The 16,098-nt window shown below is 49.8% G+C and carries 12 protein-coding genes; 9 read left to right on the forward strand and 3 right to left on the reverse strand.

The genetic code is table 11. The features are described from left to right. Positions 1-32 precede the first annotated feature (32 nt). The 7 genes from N7386_RS10890 to N7386_RS10920 all read left to right on the forward strand — a co-directional run bounded on the left by N7386_RS10890 (position 33) and on the right by N7386_RS10920 (position 7,728). Positions 33-974, forward strand: a complete 942-nt coding sequence (locus tag N7386_RS10890; RefSeq protein WP_011622752.1) for an ABC transporter substrate-binding protein — start codon at positions 33-35, stop codon at positions 972-974. Positions 975-1,005: 31 nt separating this feature from the next. Beyond that, complete coding sequence (locus N7386_RS10895; protein WP_011626167.1) at positions 1,006-2,505, forward strand: sugar ABC transporter ATP-binding protein; 1,500 nt, start codon at positions 1,006-1,008, stop codon at positions 2,503-2,505. Further along, positions 2,506-3,723, forward strand: a complete 1,218-nt coding sequence (locus tag N7386_RS10900; protein ID WP_279768482.1) for an ABC transporter permease — start codon at positions 2,506-2,508, stop codon at positions 3,721-3,723. After that, positions 3,720-4,682, forward strand: a complete 963-nt coding sequence (yjfF, locus tag N7386_RS10905) for a galactofuranose ABC transporter, permease protein YjfF (RefSeq protein WP_011622755.1) — start codon at positions 3,720-3,722, stop codon at positions 4,680-4,682. The genes N7386_RS10900 and yjfF overlap by 4 nt, the downstream gene beginning before the upstream one ends. Further along, positions 4,657-5,793 (forward strand): family 43 glycosylhydrolase, encoded by a 1,137-nt coding sequence (locus tag N7386_RS10910; RefSeq protein ID WP_279768485.1) that lies wholly within the window; start codon positions 4,657-4,659, stop codon positions 5,791-5,793. Before yjfF ends, N7386_RS10910 begins: the two co-directional genes overlap by 26 nt. 61 nt (positions 5,794-5,854) lie before the next feature. Beyond that, positions 5,855-6,856, forward strand: coding sequence for a family 43 glycosylhydrolase (locus tag N7386_RS10915; protein WP_279768487.1), 1,002 nt, complete (start codon positions 5,855-5,857; stop codon positions 6,854-6,856). 281 nt (positions 6,857-7,137) lie between these two features. Next, entirely contained in the window at positions 7,138-7,728 is a 591-nt protein-coding gene (locus N7386_RS10920) for a DUF4303 domain-containing protein (RefSeq protein WP_279768489.1), read from the forward strand. 269 nt (positions 7,729-7,997) lie between these two features. Here N7386_RS10920 and N7386_RS10925 read toward each other — a convergent pair whose 3' ends face one another. After that, the gene (locus tag N7386_RS10925) at positions 7,998-10,385 is read right to left on the reverse strand and encodes a glycoside hydrolase family 127 protein (protein ID WP_279768492.1); all 2,388 of its coding nucleotides are present in this window, start codon (positions 10,383-10,385) and stop codon (positions 7,998-8,000) included. A gap of 106 nt (positions 10,386-10,491) precedes the next feature. Continuing rightward, complete coding sequence (locus tag N7386_RS10930; protein WP_011717057.1) at positions 10,492-11,937, reverse strand: MFS transporter; 1,446 nt, start codon at positions 11,935-11,937, stop codon at positions 10,492-10,494. A gap of 208 nt (positions 11,938-12,145) precedes the next feature. On the opposite strand from N7386_RS10930, the gene N7386_RS10935 reads away from it, so the two are divergent. Together N7386_RS10935 and N7386_RS10940 are read left to right on the forward strand one after the other, a co-directional pair. Further along, positions 12,146-13,216 (forward strand): arabinan endo-1,5-alpha-L-arabinosidase, encoded by a 1,071-nt coding sequence (locus N7386_RS10935; RefSeq protein WP_011717058.1) that lies wholly within the window; start codon positions 12,146-12,148, stop codon positions 13,214-13,216. Then, complete coding sequence (locus N7386_RS10940) at positions 13,216-15,120, forward strand: family 43 glycosylhydrolase (RefSeq protein ID WP_011717059.1); 1,905 nt, start codon at positions 13,216-13,218, stop codon at positions 15,118-15,120. The genes N7386_RS10935 and N7386_RS10940 overlap by 1 nt, the downstream gene beginning before the upstream one ends. A gap of 179 nt (positions 15,121-15,299) precedes the next feature. Here the strand turns inward: N7386_RS10940 and N7386_RS10945 are convergent, their stop codons facing one another. Further along, entirely contained in the window at positions 15,300-16,055 is a 756-nt protein-coding gene (locus N7386_RS10945) for a sulfite exporter TauE/SafE family protein (RefSeq protein ID WP_011717060.1), read from the reverse strand. Positions 16,056-16,098 lie beyond the last annotated feature (43 nt).

Below are 16,098 nucleotides of genomic sequence, written 5' to 3' on the forward strand. Positions count from 1 at the left end.
CTCTGTTACCTAAAATTATAAAGGGAATAATAATGAAACATAATAAAATCATTACTGCATTGGGATTATGGGCTGTCAGTGCAACTTGTGCCTACGCCACCACGGTGGGCTTTTCACAGGTTGGCTCCGAGAGTGGTTGGCGCACCAGCTTTAGTGAAGCGGTCAAGGCCGAAGCTAAACAGCGTGGCATCGATTTAAAATTTGCCGACGCTCAGCAAAAACAAGAGAACCAAATCAAAGCCGTGCGTAGCTTTATCGCCCAAGGCGTGGATGCCATTATTATCGCTCCCGTGGTAGAAACGGGCTGGAAACCCGTACTCAAAGAAGCCAAACGTGCCCACATTCCTGTGGTGATTGTTGACCGTAATATCAAGGTCGATGATGACTCCTTATTCCTTACCCGTATCGCCTCCGACTTTACCGAAGAAGGCCGCAAGATTGGCCAATGGCTAATGGATAAAACCCAAGGCAACTGCGATATCGCCGAATTGCAGGGCACGGTAGGTGCAACCGCAGCGATTGATCGCGCCGCCGGTTTTAACCAAGTGATTGCCAATTATCCCAATGCCAAGATTGTTCGTAGCCAAACTGGCGAATTTACCCGTGCTAAGGGTAAAGAAGTGATGGAAGGTTTCCTTAAGGCGCAAAACGGTCAGCCACTGTGCGCTGTGTGGTCGCATAACGATGAAATGGCCCTTGGCGCGGTGCAAGCCATTAAAGAAGCGGGTTTAAAACCGGGCAAAGATATTCTGATTGTCTCCGTGGACGGTGTTCCCGATTACTTTAAGGCCATGGCCGATGGTGATGTTAATGCCACGGTTGAGCTTAGCCCATACTTAGGCGGCCCAGCATTTGATGCTATCGATGCGTACCTGAAGGGCAATAAGGATCAAGCCAAGCTTATTAGCACCACGGGTGATGTATTTACCCAAGAAACCGCTGCCGCAGAGTACGAAAAGCGCCGCCAGCAATAATCCCATTGACGCTTTCTTGGGGAATAGCGCTATGAGCCTTATTTTAGAACTCAAGCAGATCAGTAAGCATTATCCGGGCGTCAAAGCCCTTGAGGATGTGAGCTTACGGTTATTTGCAGGGGAAGTTCACGCCCTATTGGGCGAAAACGGTGCGGGTAAATCAACCCTGGTGAAAGTGATGACAGGCGCCCAGTCGAAAGACATGGGCGACATCCTTTTCCTCGGCGAGCCGCAACACTTCAACACACCAATGGACGCGCAAAAGGCGGGGATCAGCACGGTTTATCAGGAGGTGAACTTAGTGCCTAACCTGACCGTGGCACAAAACCTGTTCCTCGGTTACGAACCGCGCCGCCTTGGGCTGATCCATTTTAAAAAAATGTATGCCGACGCGCGGGCCGTGTTAACCCAGTTCAAGCTGGATATCGATGTTAGCGCGCCGCTGTCGGATTATTCCATCGCGGTGCAGCAACTGATCGCCATCGCCCGTGGCGTAGCCATGTCGGCCAAGGTATTAGTGCTTGATGAGCCTACCGCGAGCTTAGATGCCAAAGAAGTGCAAGTGCTGTTTGGGATCTTAAACCAGCTCAAAGCCAAGGGCGTGGCTATTGTCTTTATCACTCACTTCCTCGATCAGGTTTATCAGATAAGCGATCGCATTACCGTGTTACGTAACGGGCAGTTTATCGGCGAATATCTGACGGCAGAACTGCCACAACCTAAGTTGATTGAAGCCATGCTCGGGCGTTCTCTGCAGGAGCAATTGGTTGATAAACAGGAAAAGGAGCGCACCGTCACCCGCGCTGAGGCCGTGCTCTTGTCCCTCAAAGATGTGTCGGTAAAAGGTTCAATCCAATCTATGAATCTCACCGTGCCAAAGGGGCAGGCAGTTGGACTTGCGGGGCTGTTAGGCTCTGGGCGCAGCGAAGTCTGCAACGCCGTATTTGGGCTGGACTTGGTCGATAGCGGCAGTATCCATTTAGCTGGGCAGAAATTGAATCTGTCGCAACCCGTGGATGCGATCAGCGCTGGGATCGCCCTGTGCCCGGAAGATCGCAAGATTGACGGCATTATCGGCCCTTTATCGATTCGTGAAAACATCATACTCGCGCTGCAGGCACGTATCGGTTGGTGGCGGTATTTATCTAAAGCTCGGCAGCAGGAAATTGCCCAGTTCTTTATCGATAAATTACAGATTGCAACACCGGACGCAGATAAACCCATAGAGCAATTGAGTGGCGGTAATCAGCAGAAGGTTATCCTCGCGCGTTGGTTAGCCATAGAGCCGATTTTATTGGTACTGGATGAGCCGACCCGCGGCATCGACATTGGCGCCCACGCCGAAATCGTAAAACTTATCAGAACCTTGTGTGATGAAGGCATGTCGCTGCTGGTTGCATCGTCTGAGCTCGATGAGCTCGTGGCCTTTTCAAATAAAGTCGTGGTATTACGCGACAGATATGCAGTACGTGAACTTTCAGGAGCGGAATTAACCTCGCAACACGTAATGCAAGCGATTGCGGAGGGATAAATGAAAAGCTCAGCCGAAACCCTATCATCCACACGCATGTCCGCCGATTTGCTCTCACCCCAGATGAACGCATCTGAGGCGCATTCATCTGAGCGGCAACCGCGGATGCAGGAAAGTCATAAGACCATGGTTCAAGAAAAAAACGCCCGTTACCAAGCGGGCAAGTCGACCTCCATTGGTCGATACCTCTGGCCACTATTGGCCTTAACTATTCTGTTACTGGCCAATCTGTTTATTGACAGCAGTTTCTTCAATATCAGCTATCAAGACGACAGACTCTATGGCTCTTTGATTGATATTTTAAATCGCAGTGCACCCGTGGCGCTGCTCTCCATTGGTATGAGTCTCGTGATTGCCACTGGCGGAATCGACCTGTCGGTTGGTGCCGTGATGGCGATTGCGGGCGCGGTTTGCGCCAATCTACTGTTAGTGCCGGATATCAGCTTAGTCACCGTTATTGCAGCAGGCCTGATCGTTGGGCTCTTAGCTGGCTGTATTAATGGCGGTCTGGTGAGTTTCTTAGGCATTCAACCGATTGTCGCGACCTTGCTGCTCATGGTGGCGGGGCGCGGTGTCGCTCAGCTTATCAACCAAGGGCAAATTATCACCTTCCAGCACCCAGGCTTTGCCGCCATTGGCGTGGGCCAGTTTTTAGGCCTGCCGATGCCAGTGTGGATTGTGATTGGGATGCTAACCTTCAGCCAATTACTGCTGCGTAAAACCGCTTTAGGGCTTTTTATCGAAGCGGTTGGCTGTAATGCCAAGGCGAGTCGTTACCTTGGGATCAACGATAAATCCATCAAACTGTTCGCCTATGGCATTGCGGGTCTGTGCGCGGCGTTGGCCGGCATGATCAGCACCGCCGATATCCAAGGCTCAGATGCGAATAACGCCGGGCTTTGGCTTGAGCTCGATGCCGTGCTCGCCGTCGTGATTGGCGGCGCTGCGCTTACGGGCGGGCGTTTCTCCTTGATTCTGTCGGTCGTCGGTGCGCTGATCATTCAAACCTTAGCGACGACCATTATCGTCAGTGGTTTACCTGCTAAGTTTAACCTGTTGATCAAGGCCATCGTTATCCTGACCGTGCTGCTGTTGCAATCGGCTAAATTTAGGCGCCAATTGTCGGCGCTGTTCACATCCAAGCGCGAAGCGGATGCCAAACCAGCAGAAAAGGGCACAAGTGCAAAAGCCAGTACCGCAACAGGAGAAAAACTATGATAGCAAGACGTTTTATCCCGCTGTGGATCACCGCCTCATTATTACTGACCATGTTTCTGGTCGGCACCTTTCAGTTTGACGGTTTTGCCAGTGGCCGAGTGGTCACCAACCTGTTGCGTGACAATGCGTTCCTGCTGATCACCGCATTAGGTATGACCTTAGTGATTATCTCTGGCGGGATCGATCTTTCGGTTGGCGCTGTCATCGCCTTAAGTGGGGTCGTCACCAGTTTATTGATCACCGAGTACCAGTGGCATCCATTGTTAGCCTTTGCGGTTATTCTGCCCCTGGGCACTCTGTTTGGCGCACTCATGGGTACTATTATCCATGTGTATAAGTTGCAGCCATTTATCGTGACGCTTGCCGGGATGTTCTTAGCGAGGGGCTTAGCGACAACGCTCAGCGAAGAGTCGATTGCCATTGATCATCCATTTTACGATGCGGTGGCAGAGATGAGCATTGCACTACCAGGCAATGGCGCGCTCGATTTAAGCTCGCTGATCTTTATCCTGTTCTTTGTGATTATCGCCGTGGTTATGCATTACACCCGTTTTGGTACGAATGTGTATGCCATTGGTGGCAATCAACATTCCGCCGAGCTGATGGGGATTTCCATCGCTAAAACCACCATCAGTATTTACGCCATCAGTAGCTTTCTGGCGACGCTGGCGGGGATTGTCTTTACCTTTTACACCTTCTCGGGCTATGCGCTTGGCGCCATTGGCGTCGAACTGGATGCCATTGCGGCCGTGGTCATTGGTGGCACCCTGTTAACTGGCGGCAGTGGCTTTGTGCTCGGCACTGTGCTCGGGGTGATTTTGATGGGAGTGATTCAAACCTATATTACCTTCGATGGCAGCTTAAGCAGTTGGTGGACCAAGATTGTCATTGGCCTGTTACTGTTCTTCTTCATCCTGTTACAGAAACTCTTGAATGGACGCAAAACACAACATGGATAATCGTCAACCTAATCTGTCGGTCTTTCGACGCTTGCCTTTGACCTGTGGCTTACTCGCCGCATTGGCGCTGCCATTAGCGCAAGCTGTGCCTGTACTTGAGATTAGCCGCGCACAATCCCACAGCGCCACGGCGCAAACCCTCGATGCGAATGCGCCCTTTATCGAGAGAAGGGCGGATCCTTGGGTGATACGCGACGATGACGGCAGTTACTACTTTATTGCCTCGGTGCCTGAGTTTGACCGCATCGAACTTCGCCACGCCAAAACCATCGACGGTTTACGCCAAGCTACACCTAAAACCCTGTGGCACAAGCATGAAACCGGCCCCATGAGTATCGATATTTGGGCGCCTGAGCTGCACAAAATCGATGGTCGCTGGTATATCTATTTTGCGGCCAGCAATAAGGATGTGCGTTTTCATAACCGCATGTTTGTTTTAGGACTCGAGGGCGACTCACCGATGACGGGCCAATGGCAAGAGCTTGGCAAGTTACAATCGGCACAGGATGCTTTCTCCCTCGATGCGACCAGCTTTAGCCTGAAGGGCGAGCGTTATTTTATTTGGGCGCAGCAGGACAAAGCCAAGCGTTACAACACCGGCTTAGTGATTGCCAAAATGCTATCGCCAACTCAACTCTCTGATAACGAAACCATTATCAGCGAGCCCTTATTGGATTGGGAACGTTTAGGCTTTAAAGTCAACGAAGGCGCCGCTGTGTTGGTTAAAAACGGTAAAGTCTTCGTGACCTATTCCGCCAGTGCCACGGATGACCGTTATGCCATGGGGCTGTTATGGGCCGATGAAAATGCCGATTTACTCAATCCTAAGAGTTGGCATAAATCGCCAAGCCCAGTCTTTACCACTGAGCCTAGCCTGAATCGTTTTGGTCCTGGCCATAATAGTTTTGTGCTGGCAGAGGATGGTAAAACCGAGCTGATGTTTTACCATGCACGTAATTACCTTGAGCTGCAGGGGACACCATTGACTGACGGTAATCGACACACTTACTACCGCGCCATTCGCTGGTCGGCGGACGGTTTCCCAGTATTTGATAATCAGCACAGCGATAGCCAAACCTTTAATCAGCAAGACACGCAATCCCGCGAATAAGCGTAAAGCGTTTAATAGACACGAATAGCACAGTTAAGTAATCGAAATAGACAGGTTTTCCATGATAAGAGCAACAAACAACCCCCTAGTCGAGCAGCGCGCCGATCCCTTTGTGTACCTACATAGCGACGGTTATTACTACTTTACGGGCTCAGTTCCGACCTACGATCGGATTGAACTGCGTAAATCCAAGACCTTAGACGGCTTGAAAGACGCCCAAACCTTCGATATCTGGTTTAAACACCAAAGCGGCCCAATGAGCCGCCACGTATGGGCGCCCGAGATCCATTATCTCGACGGAAAATGGTACATCTACTTCGCGGCCAGCGAAGAGGAAAATATTTGGGCATTACGCCCCTACGTGCTTGAGTGTCTAGGACAAGATCCATTAAATGATGAATGGATTGAACTTGGCATGATGCAGGCGGCCGAGGGTGATAATAAATCCTTTATCGACTTTTCCTTAGATGCGACCATTTTCGAAAACAACGGTAAGCGCTACTTCTGCTGGGCGGAGAAAACCGGTGGACAATTTGCGGCATCCAACCTGTATCTTGCGGAAATGGCATCGCCCATCAAGTTAAAAACGGCGCAATTTATGCTCACCACCCCAGATTATGATTGGGAACGCGTCGATTTTTGGGTTAACGAAGGGCCTGCTGTACTTAAACATCAGGGGAAAATCTTTATTACCTTCTCGGCCAGCGCGACAGGTGCTTGTTATTGCATGGGTTATATGGAGGCCGATGAGCATGCTGATCTGCTCGATCGTAACTCCTGGAAGAAAACCCGCCAGCCAGTGCTGTGCACGGATGTCGACAAGCAAATCTTCGGCCCTGGTCATAACAGTTTTACCGTGGCAGAAGATGGTGTAACGCCCATCTGTGTTTACCATGCCCGTGATTATGAACATGCGGTGGGCGATCCTAGCGTGGTGCCAAAGACAGATACCCGTCCATTAGCGCAAATCATTAAAGATCCACTCTATGATCCCAATCGCCATGCGCGAACGTTAGCGGTGTCATTTGATGAGAGCGGACGCCCCTTGTTCAATCTCTATTAATTCATTTGCCGACATAAATGATGTGATAACCGCGGGGCACGCTTCAGCAGCCCCGCTTTTTTTATGCCTGACTTAAGCGCTATTGCTTAGGTAAAACGCGATTGTTAGGCTCGCACACACAACATGCTATTCCGCTCGCTATTTCAATTACTTAATCGATTCAACCTTTGAACCTATTGATGTTATATTGCCGCCCGAGCATTCACTTGGTGGGCAGAAGTGCTGCCTGCGTGTGAAAGTGAATATCAGTGATGATTTTGCCAAGTTCGAGGAGTAGGGAAATGGCGATAAACAAAGGCAAGCTTAGTGCAGATATTGAAGCAAGGATGGAAGAGCTTGCTCAGGAACTCACTCTGGCGCTTGCTGAATATTACGATTGGTGGCTGTCACACTATCCGGCGCAAACCCTCTACGGTTTTTGCCTATACAGCTCGCCCTTAGTGGAATATTTAGGTGTCACCCTTTTCACCGAGGAAGGCCTGACGGCCGTCGCAAAGAAATATCAAAACGATAAGAGTTTTCGGCATAAATCCCTCACACAGCTTAAGCAAACGCTGCGCTGGTCAGCCTGCGACTCCCCACATCACGATGAAAATGAAGATATTTTTGAGGCGATTAACGACAAACTGCAATTGCTGCAAGAAGACGCTGAGGCGCTCGAGTCCGAAGAGGCATACGATGCTTACCTTAAAGCCTTGTACGCCATATTAGTCAGGGCGCTCAATGAGGTTAAAGCCATGCGCCCGCTAAACCAGCAGACAATATTGTTCTCCGTTTGTTTTGGCGATCAAAGCGATGCTGATATCGATTATTTTGTTCAAAATTGTAATGATAAAGAGATTATCGCTAGTTTTTATCAGCAATGGCGCTGAATATTGCCAACAAAAATTTTCAACTCAATTGGCTTATTTCGTCTATTACCGACGAGGTCCCACTCAATATTGACTGAAATGCTGACTGAAATATTGACGGCTAGTGGTTGTTATTTACGGCGAGTCGCATAGGGCCACCAGCAAACATTAGGTAGTGCCAAGCGCAGAAACTCTGGGTTAGGGGATAAAAACAAGGGAAAGCGTTTCACTTTCCCTTATCTGAATCAGTGTTTTAAGCTCGAGTGCCTACATGCGCTCGGGATGCTCGCTTACAGAGTCGAGGTCGACTCACTTTTTAGTAGGCGCACCTCATATAAACCGCCAGCAATCGAGCCCGGTTTTGCCACAAATTTTACCCTGAAGGGCACTGTGCTATCCGAAAGCATGTCGGCGGGAATAGGGTAGTCGACGTTGTAAAATATCGGCCCCTTATCGGCAGGCAGAGTGACTTCGGCAAGGCGTTTATCGTTGATCAAAATGTCGAAACGTCGCCCAGCATCCAAGCCAAAGTAGGTTAAGCGCAATATGGGTTGCGGTTCACCTTTGGCATCGAGTTGATAGCTAAACCAATCCTCGGCATGGCGCCAATGGCGATTACCATTAAGGCCCGCTTCACTCTTTGATGCCTTAAAGAAATGATCCGACTCAGGTTGCTGCTCTCCGGGCTGCACACTATCTAAGGTTTGCGCCATCAACTTGGCTTCCATCTGGGCTTTTTGAGCTAACTCTTGCTGTTTCTGTTGCCATTCATCGGGAGCGCTCTGGCCAAAATACAAGGTATAGCGGCTGTCATGCAGGCGAAAGAAGGGGATCAGCGTGATGGGGCTCCCTTGATTTGTACGGGCTTTCCCCGTGGTAAATTGCAGCTGACTCATGGGCTCACGGCGGATATCGGTTAAAAAGCGGGTACCATCACTGATAAAAATCGGCGCCTGACTGGGTTCGCACATAGGGCCACTGGCAATATGCCCCATGCGGCTGGCATCGCCGATAAAGTTTAAGGCTTCGTTAGCGATAGGCACCGTTTTTGCCGCTAACACAATTGGTCCATAAAGCACTGAGTAATTGGCGGTTTTATCGGGTAGCTGCTCAAGACTAATGTCCATGGGTAAGGTGATAGTCACGCTATCGCCCTTGCGCCAGTGCCGCGTTAAGGGAATATATTGCCCTTGAGTCGGTGTAAACCTTTGCGGCTCGCCATTAATGCTCACGGTCACCTCACCCTTAGCCCATGTGGGATAGCGCAGATTGAGGGTAAAGTCCGCCTCCTGATGGATAATCATCTGCGAAGTATTGTCATCGGGGAACTGAGTTTTTTGGCTAAGGCTGATGCCTTTGGCTTTCCAGTGGACCTCAGAATCAACAAACAGGTTCACAAACAGATTGTTGTCCTCCTCGGCATAGATGAGCTCGCCGTATTTAGCATGGTTTTCGATGCCTGAGCCGACACAACACCACATACTTTCCTGCGCCGAGGAATAGACGCGGTAATGGTCTGGGCGCATTGGCGTAAAATACACTAGGCCGCCAGTTTGCGGATGCTGGGACGAGAGGATATGGTTGTAGAGTGCACGCTCGTAGTAATCGATATAGCGTAAATCACGTTTGTTTTCATACAGTAATTTTGACAGCTTCAACATGTTGTAGGTATTGCAAGTCTCAGGGCCTTCTACCGAGTCAAGCATACTGCTGAAATCTTCGCTGGGATGAAAATACTCGCGCACACTGTTGCCACCGATGGAAACGGTGCGCTGGTGAACTACTTGCTGCCAAAAATAATCGGCGCTTTCTAACCATTCCTTGTTATTACTCAGCTCGGCAATACGTGCCACACCGACAATTTTAGGAATTTGTGTATTGGCATGTAGGCCCGTCAGTTTATCTTGATGCTGCAACAGGGGTTGTAACAGGCTTTGATCCGTATAGCGATTCGCAAGATTTAAGTATTTGTTTTGACCTGTAATGCTGTACACATCCGCTAAGGTTTCATTTAAGCCACCGTATTCGGTGCGCAGCATAAGCTGCAGCTGCTCATCACTTAGATTGCGACTTAAATCTAGCATCCAATCGGCAAAACCGACGAGCATTTTCTTCGCCGTGGGATTTTGAGTATAAAGATAGGCATCCCGCAGGCCCGCGAATACCTTATGCACGTTATACCAAGGCACCCATGATTGGTTGAGCGTAAACAGATCCGCTTCGATATGGCCAGCGGCGACCTGCTGCCATAGTTTGTCTCCATGAGGGACACCGCCCACATAACCATTGCCATGGGCCTGTTGACACTTTTCCAACTCGGCCACCATGTAGTTGAGGCGCGAAAGCACCGCCTGATCGCCCGTGGCGGCATACATTAGGGCCAATGCCGATAGATAATGCCCACCGATATGGCCATCAAGGCCCGTATTTTCCCAATTGGGGTAGTTGTCGGCCGTGGTCGCAATTCCCGCGGCCTTGCGGTAAGGGGCGAGTAGTCGCTCGGGATCCATCGACATGATGTAAGCCAAATCGGTCTGCTGGGCATGCAGAAATGGCCCGGCGGTTAGGCGCACATCGTTTAGCGGAATGGGGGTAAGACTAGCAAAGCTTGGCTGGGATACGAATGGGCAAGTTAATGGCAATAACAGGCAAAGGCCAAACAATCGGGCAGTGTTCATCTTGGCTCCCTTATTATACGGATTGGAGTTTTACGTTTGGATTAACTCAGTTTTTGCGTGATAAAAAAGCCCCTGGGTAGGGGCTTATGGTGTTATCGCAGAAAGATTACGCCGATACTTGGGGCGCAGCAGTCTTAGGCGTTACTGTCTCAGCAGTTACAGTGTCTGAGGCTATAGCCTTAGACGTCTGCTTGGCGTCCGTTTGGCTAACATGCGCCTGCTCGGGCAAAGCCTGTTTGATTTCTTCATAAACGCGATCAGAAATCTTGTATTTGAACATCAGTAAGCCCATCAGCGCGTGGAATGCGCCAGGGATCACCGTTAGCATTAACGAAATACCGGTCAACGCAAATTCGCTTTGAGTTTCACCGGGTTGATAGTTGAAGTAGGTCAGTAGCATACCCACCACAAATCCCGCCGCGCCCATACCCGCTTTTTGGGCGAATGAGATCCCGCCAAAGGCAAGGCCAGAGACCCTGTGGCCCGTTTTGACTGTGCCATAATCCACCGACTCGGAAATCACCGACCAGAAGACAGGCGCATGTAAATCCACCACGAATGAAATCGCAAAGTAGAGTACGAAGGCCAGCACTATGTCGCCCGGCTGCACGGCAAAGAACATGATGGCGCTTAAGATCCCAACCACGATTTGGCTGTAGCGGAAGAGTTTTAGTTTGCAGTAACGCTTAGTGATCCAAGTTGAAGCGACCATCGCAAGAATCGCTGCACCAACACCGGTCGACAGGAATGCCGAGAGCATCTTGGCATCGCCGCCCAAGTAATAGGTCGCGTAGTAGGCTGCTACCGAGCCGCGGATCACATAGCCAATGGTGCCAATCACACAAATCGCGACTAGTACTAACCATTGATCGTTTTTGAACAATAATCGCAGTTGCATGCCAACAGGCTTAGTTTCCACCTTGTAGGCCACGCGCTCTGTGGTAGTAAAAAAGCAGAATAAAAACAGTAGGGTTGCCATCAATGCCATCACGCCCATGGCTTTTTGATAGCCCGCGGCAATGTTCTCTCCGCCCCAGGCAGACGCCAATATAGGCACGATAATGGTCACTAAAAAGGCGGCAATCTTGGCGAAGAACAAACGATAACCGTTGGCGGATAACCGCTCTTTTGGATCGTCGGTGATCACGCTGATAATCGAAATATACGGAATAGTGACAGTGGTAAAGATGATAGTGACCAGAATATAAGTCGAATAGGCCCAGATAAGTTTGGCATTGTAATCCCAATCTGGGGTTGAGAAGGTTAAGAACACCGAAATACCAAAGGGAATCGCCATAAACAGGAAGTAGGGGCGATATCTTCCCCAGCGGGTCGTCACTTTATCGTTAATAATGCCCATTAAAGGATCGGTAATGGCATCGATAAGACGAACCAGCAGGAACAATATCCCGACATCGGCGGGCTTTAACCCAAAAATATCGGTATAAAAGAAGGTAATAATTAACATCATTGACGAAATCACCACGTTAACGGCCATGTCCCCGGAGCCGTAACCGATCTTTTCAATGACTGACAATTTATGATAACTCATCAGAAATCCTTATTATATTTATTATAAACAGTGAGTTATTGTGTTATTTTGCAATTTAACGCCTCCGCAATGTTAACACATTTTTCTCCTGTTAATTTTTTTGCATTTGATTGTTACTTCCTTGTCCTGATAGTATGATAACTTAATTCATCATACAATAGCATAATAACTATTTTGTTATATGGGATGGGGTTCATAAGGAGAATTGATGCCAGCTATGAGAGTCACACCGAAAACAGCCCTAAAACGTCACCTTAAGATGCTCAATTGTGCACTGCTTGGCGTATTGGGCACCCTAGGCCAAGTGAGTGCCAAACAGGTGAGTATTCACGATCCTGTGATGGCAAAAGAGGCCGGACAGTATTATCTCTTCAGCACAGGTCCCGGTATTACCTATTATTCCTCAAAGGATAAAATCCATTGGGAATTAGCTGGGCGGGTATTCGAAACTGAGCCTAGCTGGGCAAAAGGCGTTGCGCCAGAGTTTAACGGCCATTTGTGGGCGCCGGATATCATTGAGCATAACGGCTTGTTTTATCTGTATTACTCAGTATCGGCCTTTGGTAAAAACACCTCGGCCATTGGCGTGACAGTCAATAAAACCCTCGACAAGAATTCAAAGGACTATCAGTGGACAGATAAGGGGATCGTTATTCAATCTGTGCCAAATCGCGATGCTTGGAACGCGATTGATCCCAATATTATTGTCGATGAGCAGGGTACGCCTTGGATGAGTTTTGGCTCCTTCTGGCAAGGGTTAAAACTGGTCAAGCTCAATCCGGACTTTATCTCCATCGCCAAACCTGAGGAGTGGCACACGCTTGCCAAGTTAGAACGCCCAGCACTGCTTGGTGAAACCGAGCCAGGTCCTGCTGAAATCGAAGCGCCTTTTATCTATAAAAAAGATGACTATTACTATCTTTTTGTCTCCTACGGCCTTTGCTGTCGTGGGGATGACAGCACTTACCACTTAGCCGTGGGCCGCGCCAAAACGGTGACCGGGCCTTACCTCGATAAAGCGGGCAAAGACATGGCGCAAGGCGGCGGATCAGTTTTACTGCATGGCACTAAGGCTTGGCCTGGATTGGGCCATAACAGTGTTTATGCCTTCGATGGCAAAGATTACTTAGTCTTTCATGCCTACGAATCCGCCGATAATGGCTTACAAAAACTCAAGATGGCGGAACTTAGCTGGCGCCAAGGTTGGCCAGAGGTCGATCCTAAGGCGCTCAATCAATACCAGAGCGTATTAGTTGCACCCGAAGGAACAAAACAATAATGACTCACACAATCAACAAACGAATGGCGACGCTTGCGCTGGCCATGGGACTTAGTGCGACCTGCTTGGGGGCAGGTAACCTATATGCCGCAGAGAGTGCGAAGGGCGCGGATGAAAACCGCATTACCGCAGCGACCTTTGCCAATCCGTTATTTCGAAATGGAGCCGATCCTTGGCTCGAATACCACAATGGTAACTATTATCTCACCACCACCACGTGGACCTCTGAGCTGGTGATGCGTAAATCGCCCACCATTGCAGGGCTTGCCTATGCGCCAGCCCACAATATTTGGAGTGGCACAGATAAATCCAACTGCTGTAACTTTTGGGCGTTCGAATTCCACCCACTGCAAACTGCGCAGGGATTACGTTGGTATGTAATTTACACCTCGGGCGTGGCAGAAAACTTCGATGGCCAGCGTAACCATATCCTCGAGAGTGAAGGCAGCGACCCTATGGGGCCATACAAGTTTAAGGGCACACCAATGCCCGACCACTGGAATATCGACGGCAGCTATTTGGAGTATAAAGGCCAGTTATATTTCCTCTGGTCCGAATGGCATGGCCAAGATCAAGTCAACTTGATTGCCAAGATGAGCAACCCTTGGACCGTCGAGGGCGAACATAAGGTGATCACAGCGCCCATTCACGACTGGGAAAAATCAGGCTTAAACGTCAACGAAGGCCCTGAAATCATCCAGCATGAGGGCAGAACTTTCTTAGTTCACTCGGCAAGCTTTTGTAACACTGAGGATTATTCCTTGGCCGTGGTTGAACTCACCGGTGACGATCCTATGGATCCCGCCGCATGGACTAAGTACGACAAGCCTTTCTTTAGCAAGGCCAATGGTGTCTATGGCCCTGGCCACCATGGTTTCTTCAAGTCTCCCGATGGGAAAGAAGATTGGCTCATTTACCATGGCAACTCCTCGGCCTCCGACGGCTGTAGTGGTACCCGTGCGGCACGTGCTCAACCCTTTACTTGGGATAACGAAGGCTTGCCTAAATTTGGCGAACCAATGGCGGATAAAAAGCAGTTGCCAGTCCCAAGTGGCGAGTTTGGTCCGATAACCACCCAGGTGGAAGGCGTGAAATACCGCATCGTGAGCCGTGAAGTCGGTCAATGCCTAGTGACCAATGCCAAGGGGCAGGTCAGTGTCGGTAAGTGCGAGGATGACAACAGCCAATGGGTAATTGATCCGAGTAACGATGGCCTGTATCGCTTTGCTAATGTGGGTCAGGGAACCTTTTTAACTCAGGCTCAGTGCCAAGATGAGTCTTCAACGGCACTGAATACTGCGCCTTGGGTCGCCTCCCGTTGTCAGCGTTGGTCGGTGGATTCGACTCGCGAGGGCTGGTTCCGTTTCGCAAACGATCGCTCCATCGGCAATCTGCAGGTGAAAAACTGCAGTAAAAAGGCTGGCGCCGAGGTGATTGCCGGGGAAAACCGTGTCAGTGAATGCACCGATTGGCGGATTGAGCCAGTCTCAACATTTGCCATAGTCAACGCCCATAGCGGCCGAGTGGTCAGCGCCGAACAATGTCAGCTTAAACCTAATGCCAATGTGGCTCAGTTTGAATACACCGGCGATGCCTGTCAGCAGTGGCAAGCCATGCCGACAACCGATGGATTTTACCGTCTACAATCCATCCAACGTTCAAACAACAAGGCGCAACAATGCCTTGTGACCAACGAAGGTAATCTGGAGCTAGGGGCTTGTACTGCAATCGACAGCGAGTTCCGTAGCGAGTTGATGCCTAATGGCTCATTAAGGCTAGTGTCCCGTAAGGGCGGTTCGTCGATGAAAGTGGCCAATGGCTCCTATGCCAATGGCGATAACATAGTGGAGGACGTGTGGAAAAACACCATTTCACAACAGTTCTATTTTAGAGAGGTGAAATAATTCATCCCTCTAAATAACTGAGCATCACCACGGCGGTGGCTAAACGCGTGCTTGTAATGTCGTTTAAGTTGAGGTCGCTTATCGGCATCTTGGTTGAGCCTAGTTTGCTCGGCACCAGAGCAGTAGTTGTGCTTGCAACTGCTGCTCTTTTTTATTCAGGCTCTTTTATACCATAGTTTTTATCCCACCAAGGCCTGCCACAGTAAGCGTATCGCCAGCAGTGTCAGCACCCAATTAAAGGCGACGCCGAAATGTTTATCCGTCACCCGCGCTAACATCTTAAAGCCAAGCCAGGTTCCCAAGGCGCCGCTTAAAATCATGCAGAGCAGCAGCGGCCACCACGGCAGGATAGGACTATCCAGCCCCTCAAAAACGATAATTTTGACGCCATGTTGCAGGGACATCGCCATCGCAAAGGTTGCGACAGTGCGAAAACGGTCAACCTCTAATTGTTTGATAAAGGCCGCCACTAAGGGGCCTGTCGCGCCAACAAATAACGAAATAAAGGTTGTGACAGCACCGGCAATAATGGTTCCGACTGTTCCCAGCACCACTCGGGGGATTTTGGGTCCCCAGCAGGAGTACAAAATAAACAGGGCGATGGTGAGGTACATGACCTTTGGCGGCAATGCGACTAACACTAAGCTCCCCAAGGCGGCACCAACGAGCGCGCCGGGTAAGAAGCGACTGATAAGCCACCACTGCACATGCTGCCAACCTAATAGTGCGCGGCCCAGATTCGAGCCCAATTGCACCACGCCGTGGAGAGGAATAATCACTTGTGGCGGAAGGACTTGCGCCATCACGCCTAATAACATTACGCCACCACCAATCCCGAAGCAGGCGGTAAAAAACGAAGTAAACGCCGCAGTCATTGTCAGCAGGGCAAAGATATCGATAGGGATCAGCGTAAAATCGAACCAAGCGGTATGCATAGTCAATATTTGAGGAAGAGTGGGAGCATAAAACTAGCAAAGC

The sequence above is a fragment of the Shewanella sp. GD04112 genome (assembly GCF_029835735.1).
GTDB lineage: Bacteria > Pseudomonadota > Gammaproteobacteria > Enterobacterales > Shewanellaceae > Shewanella.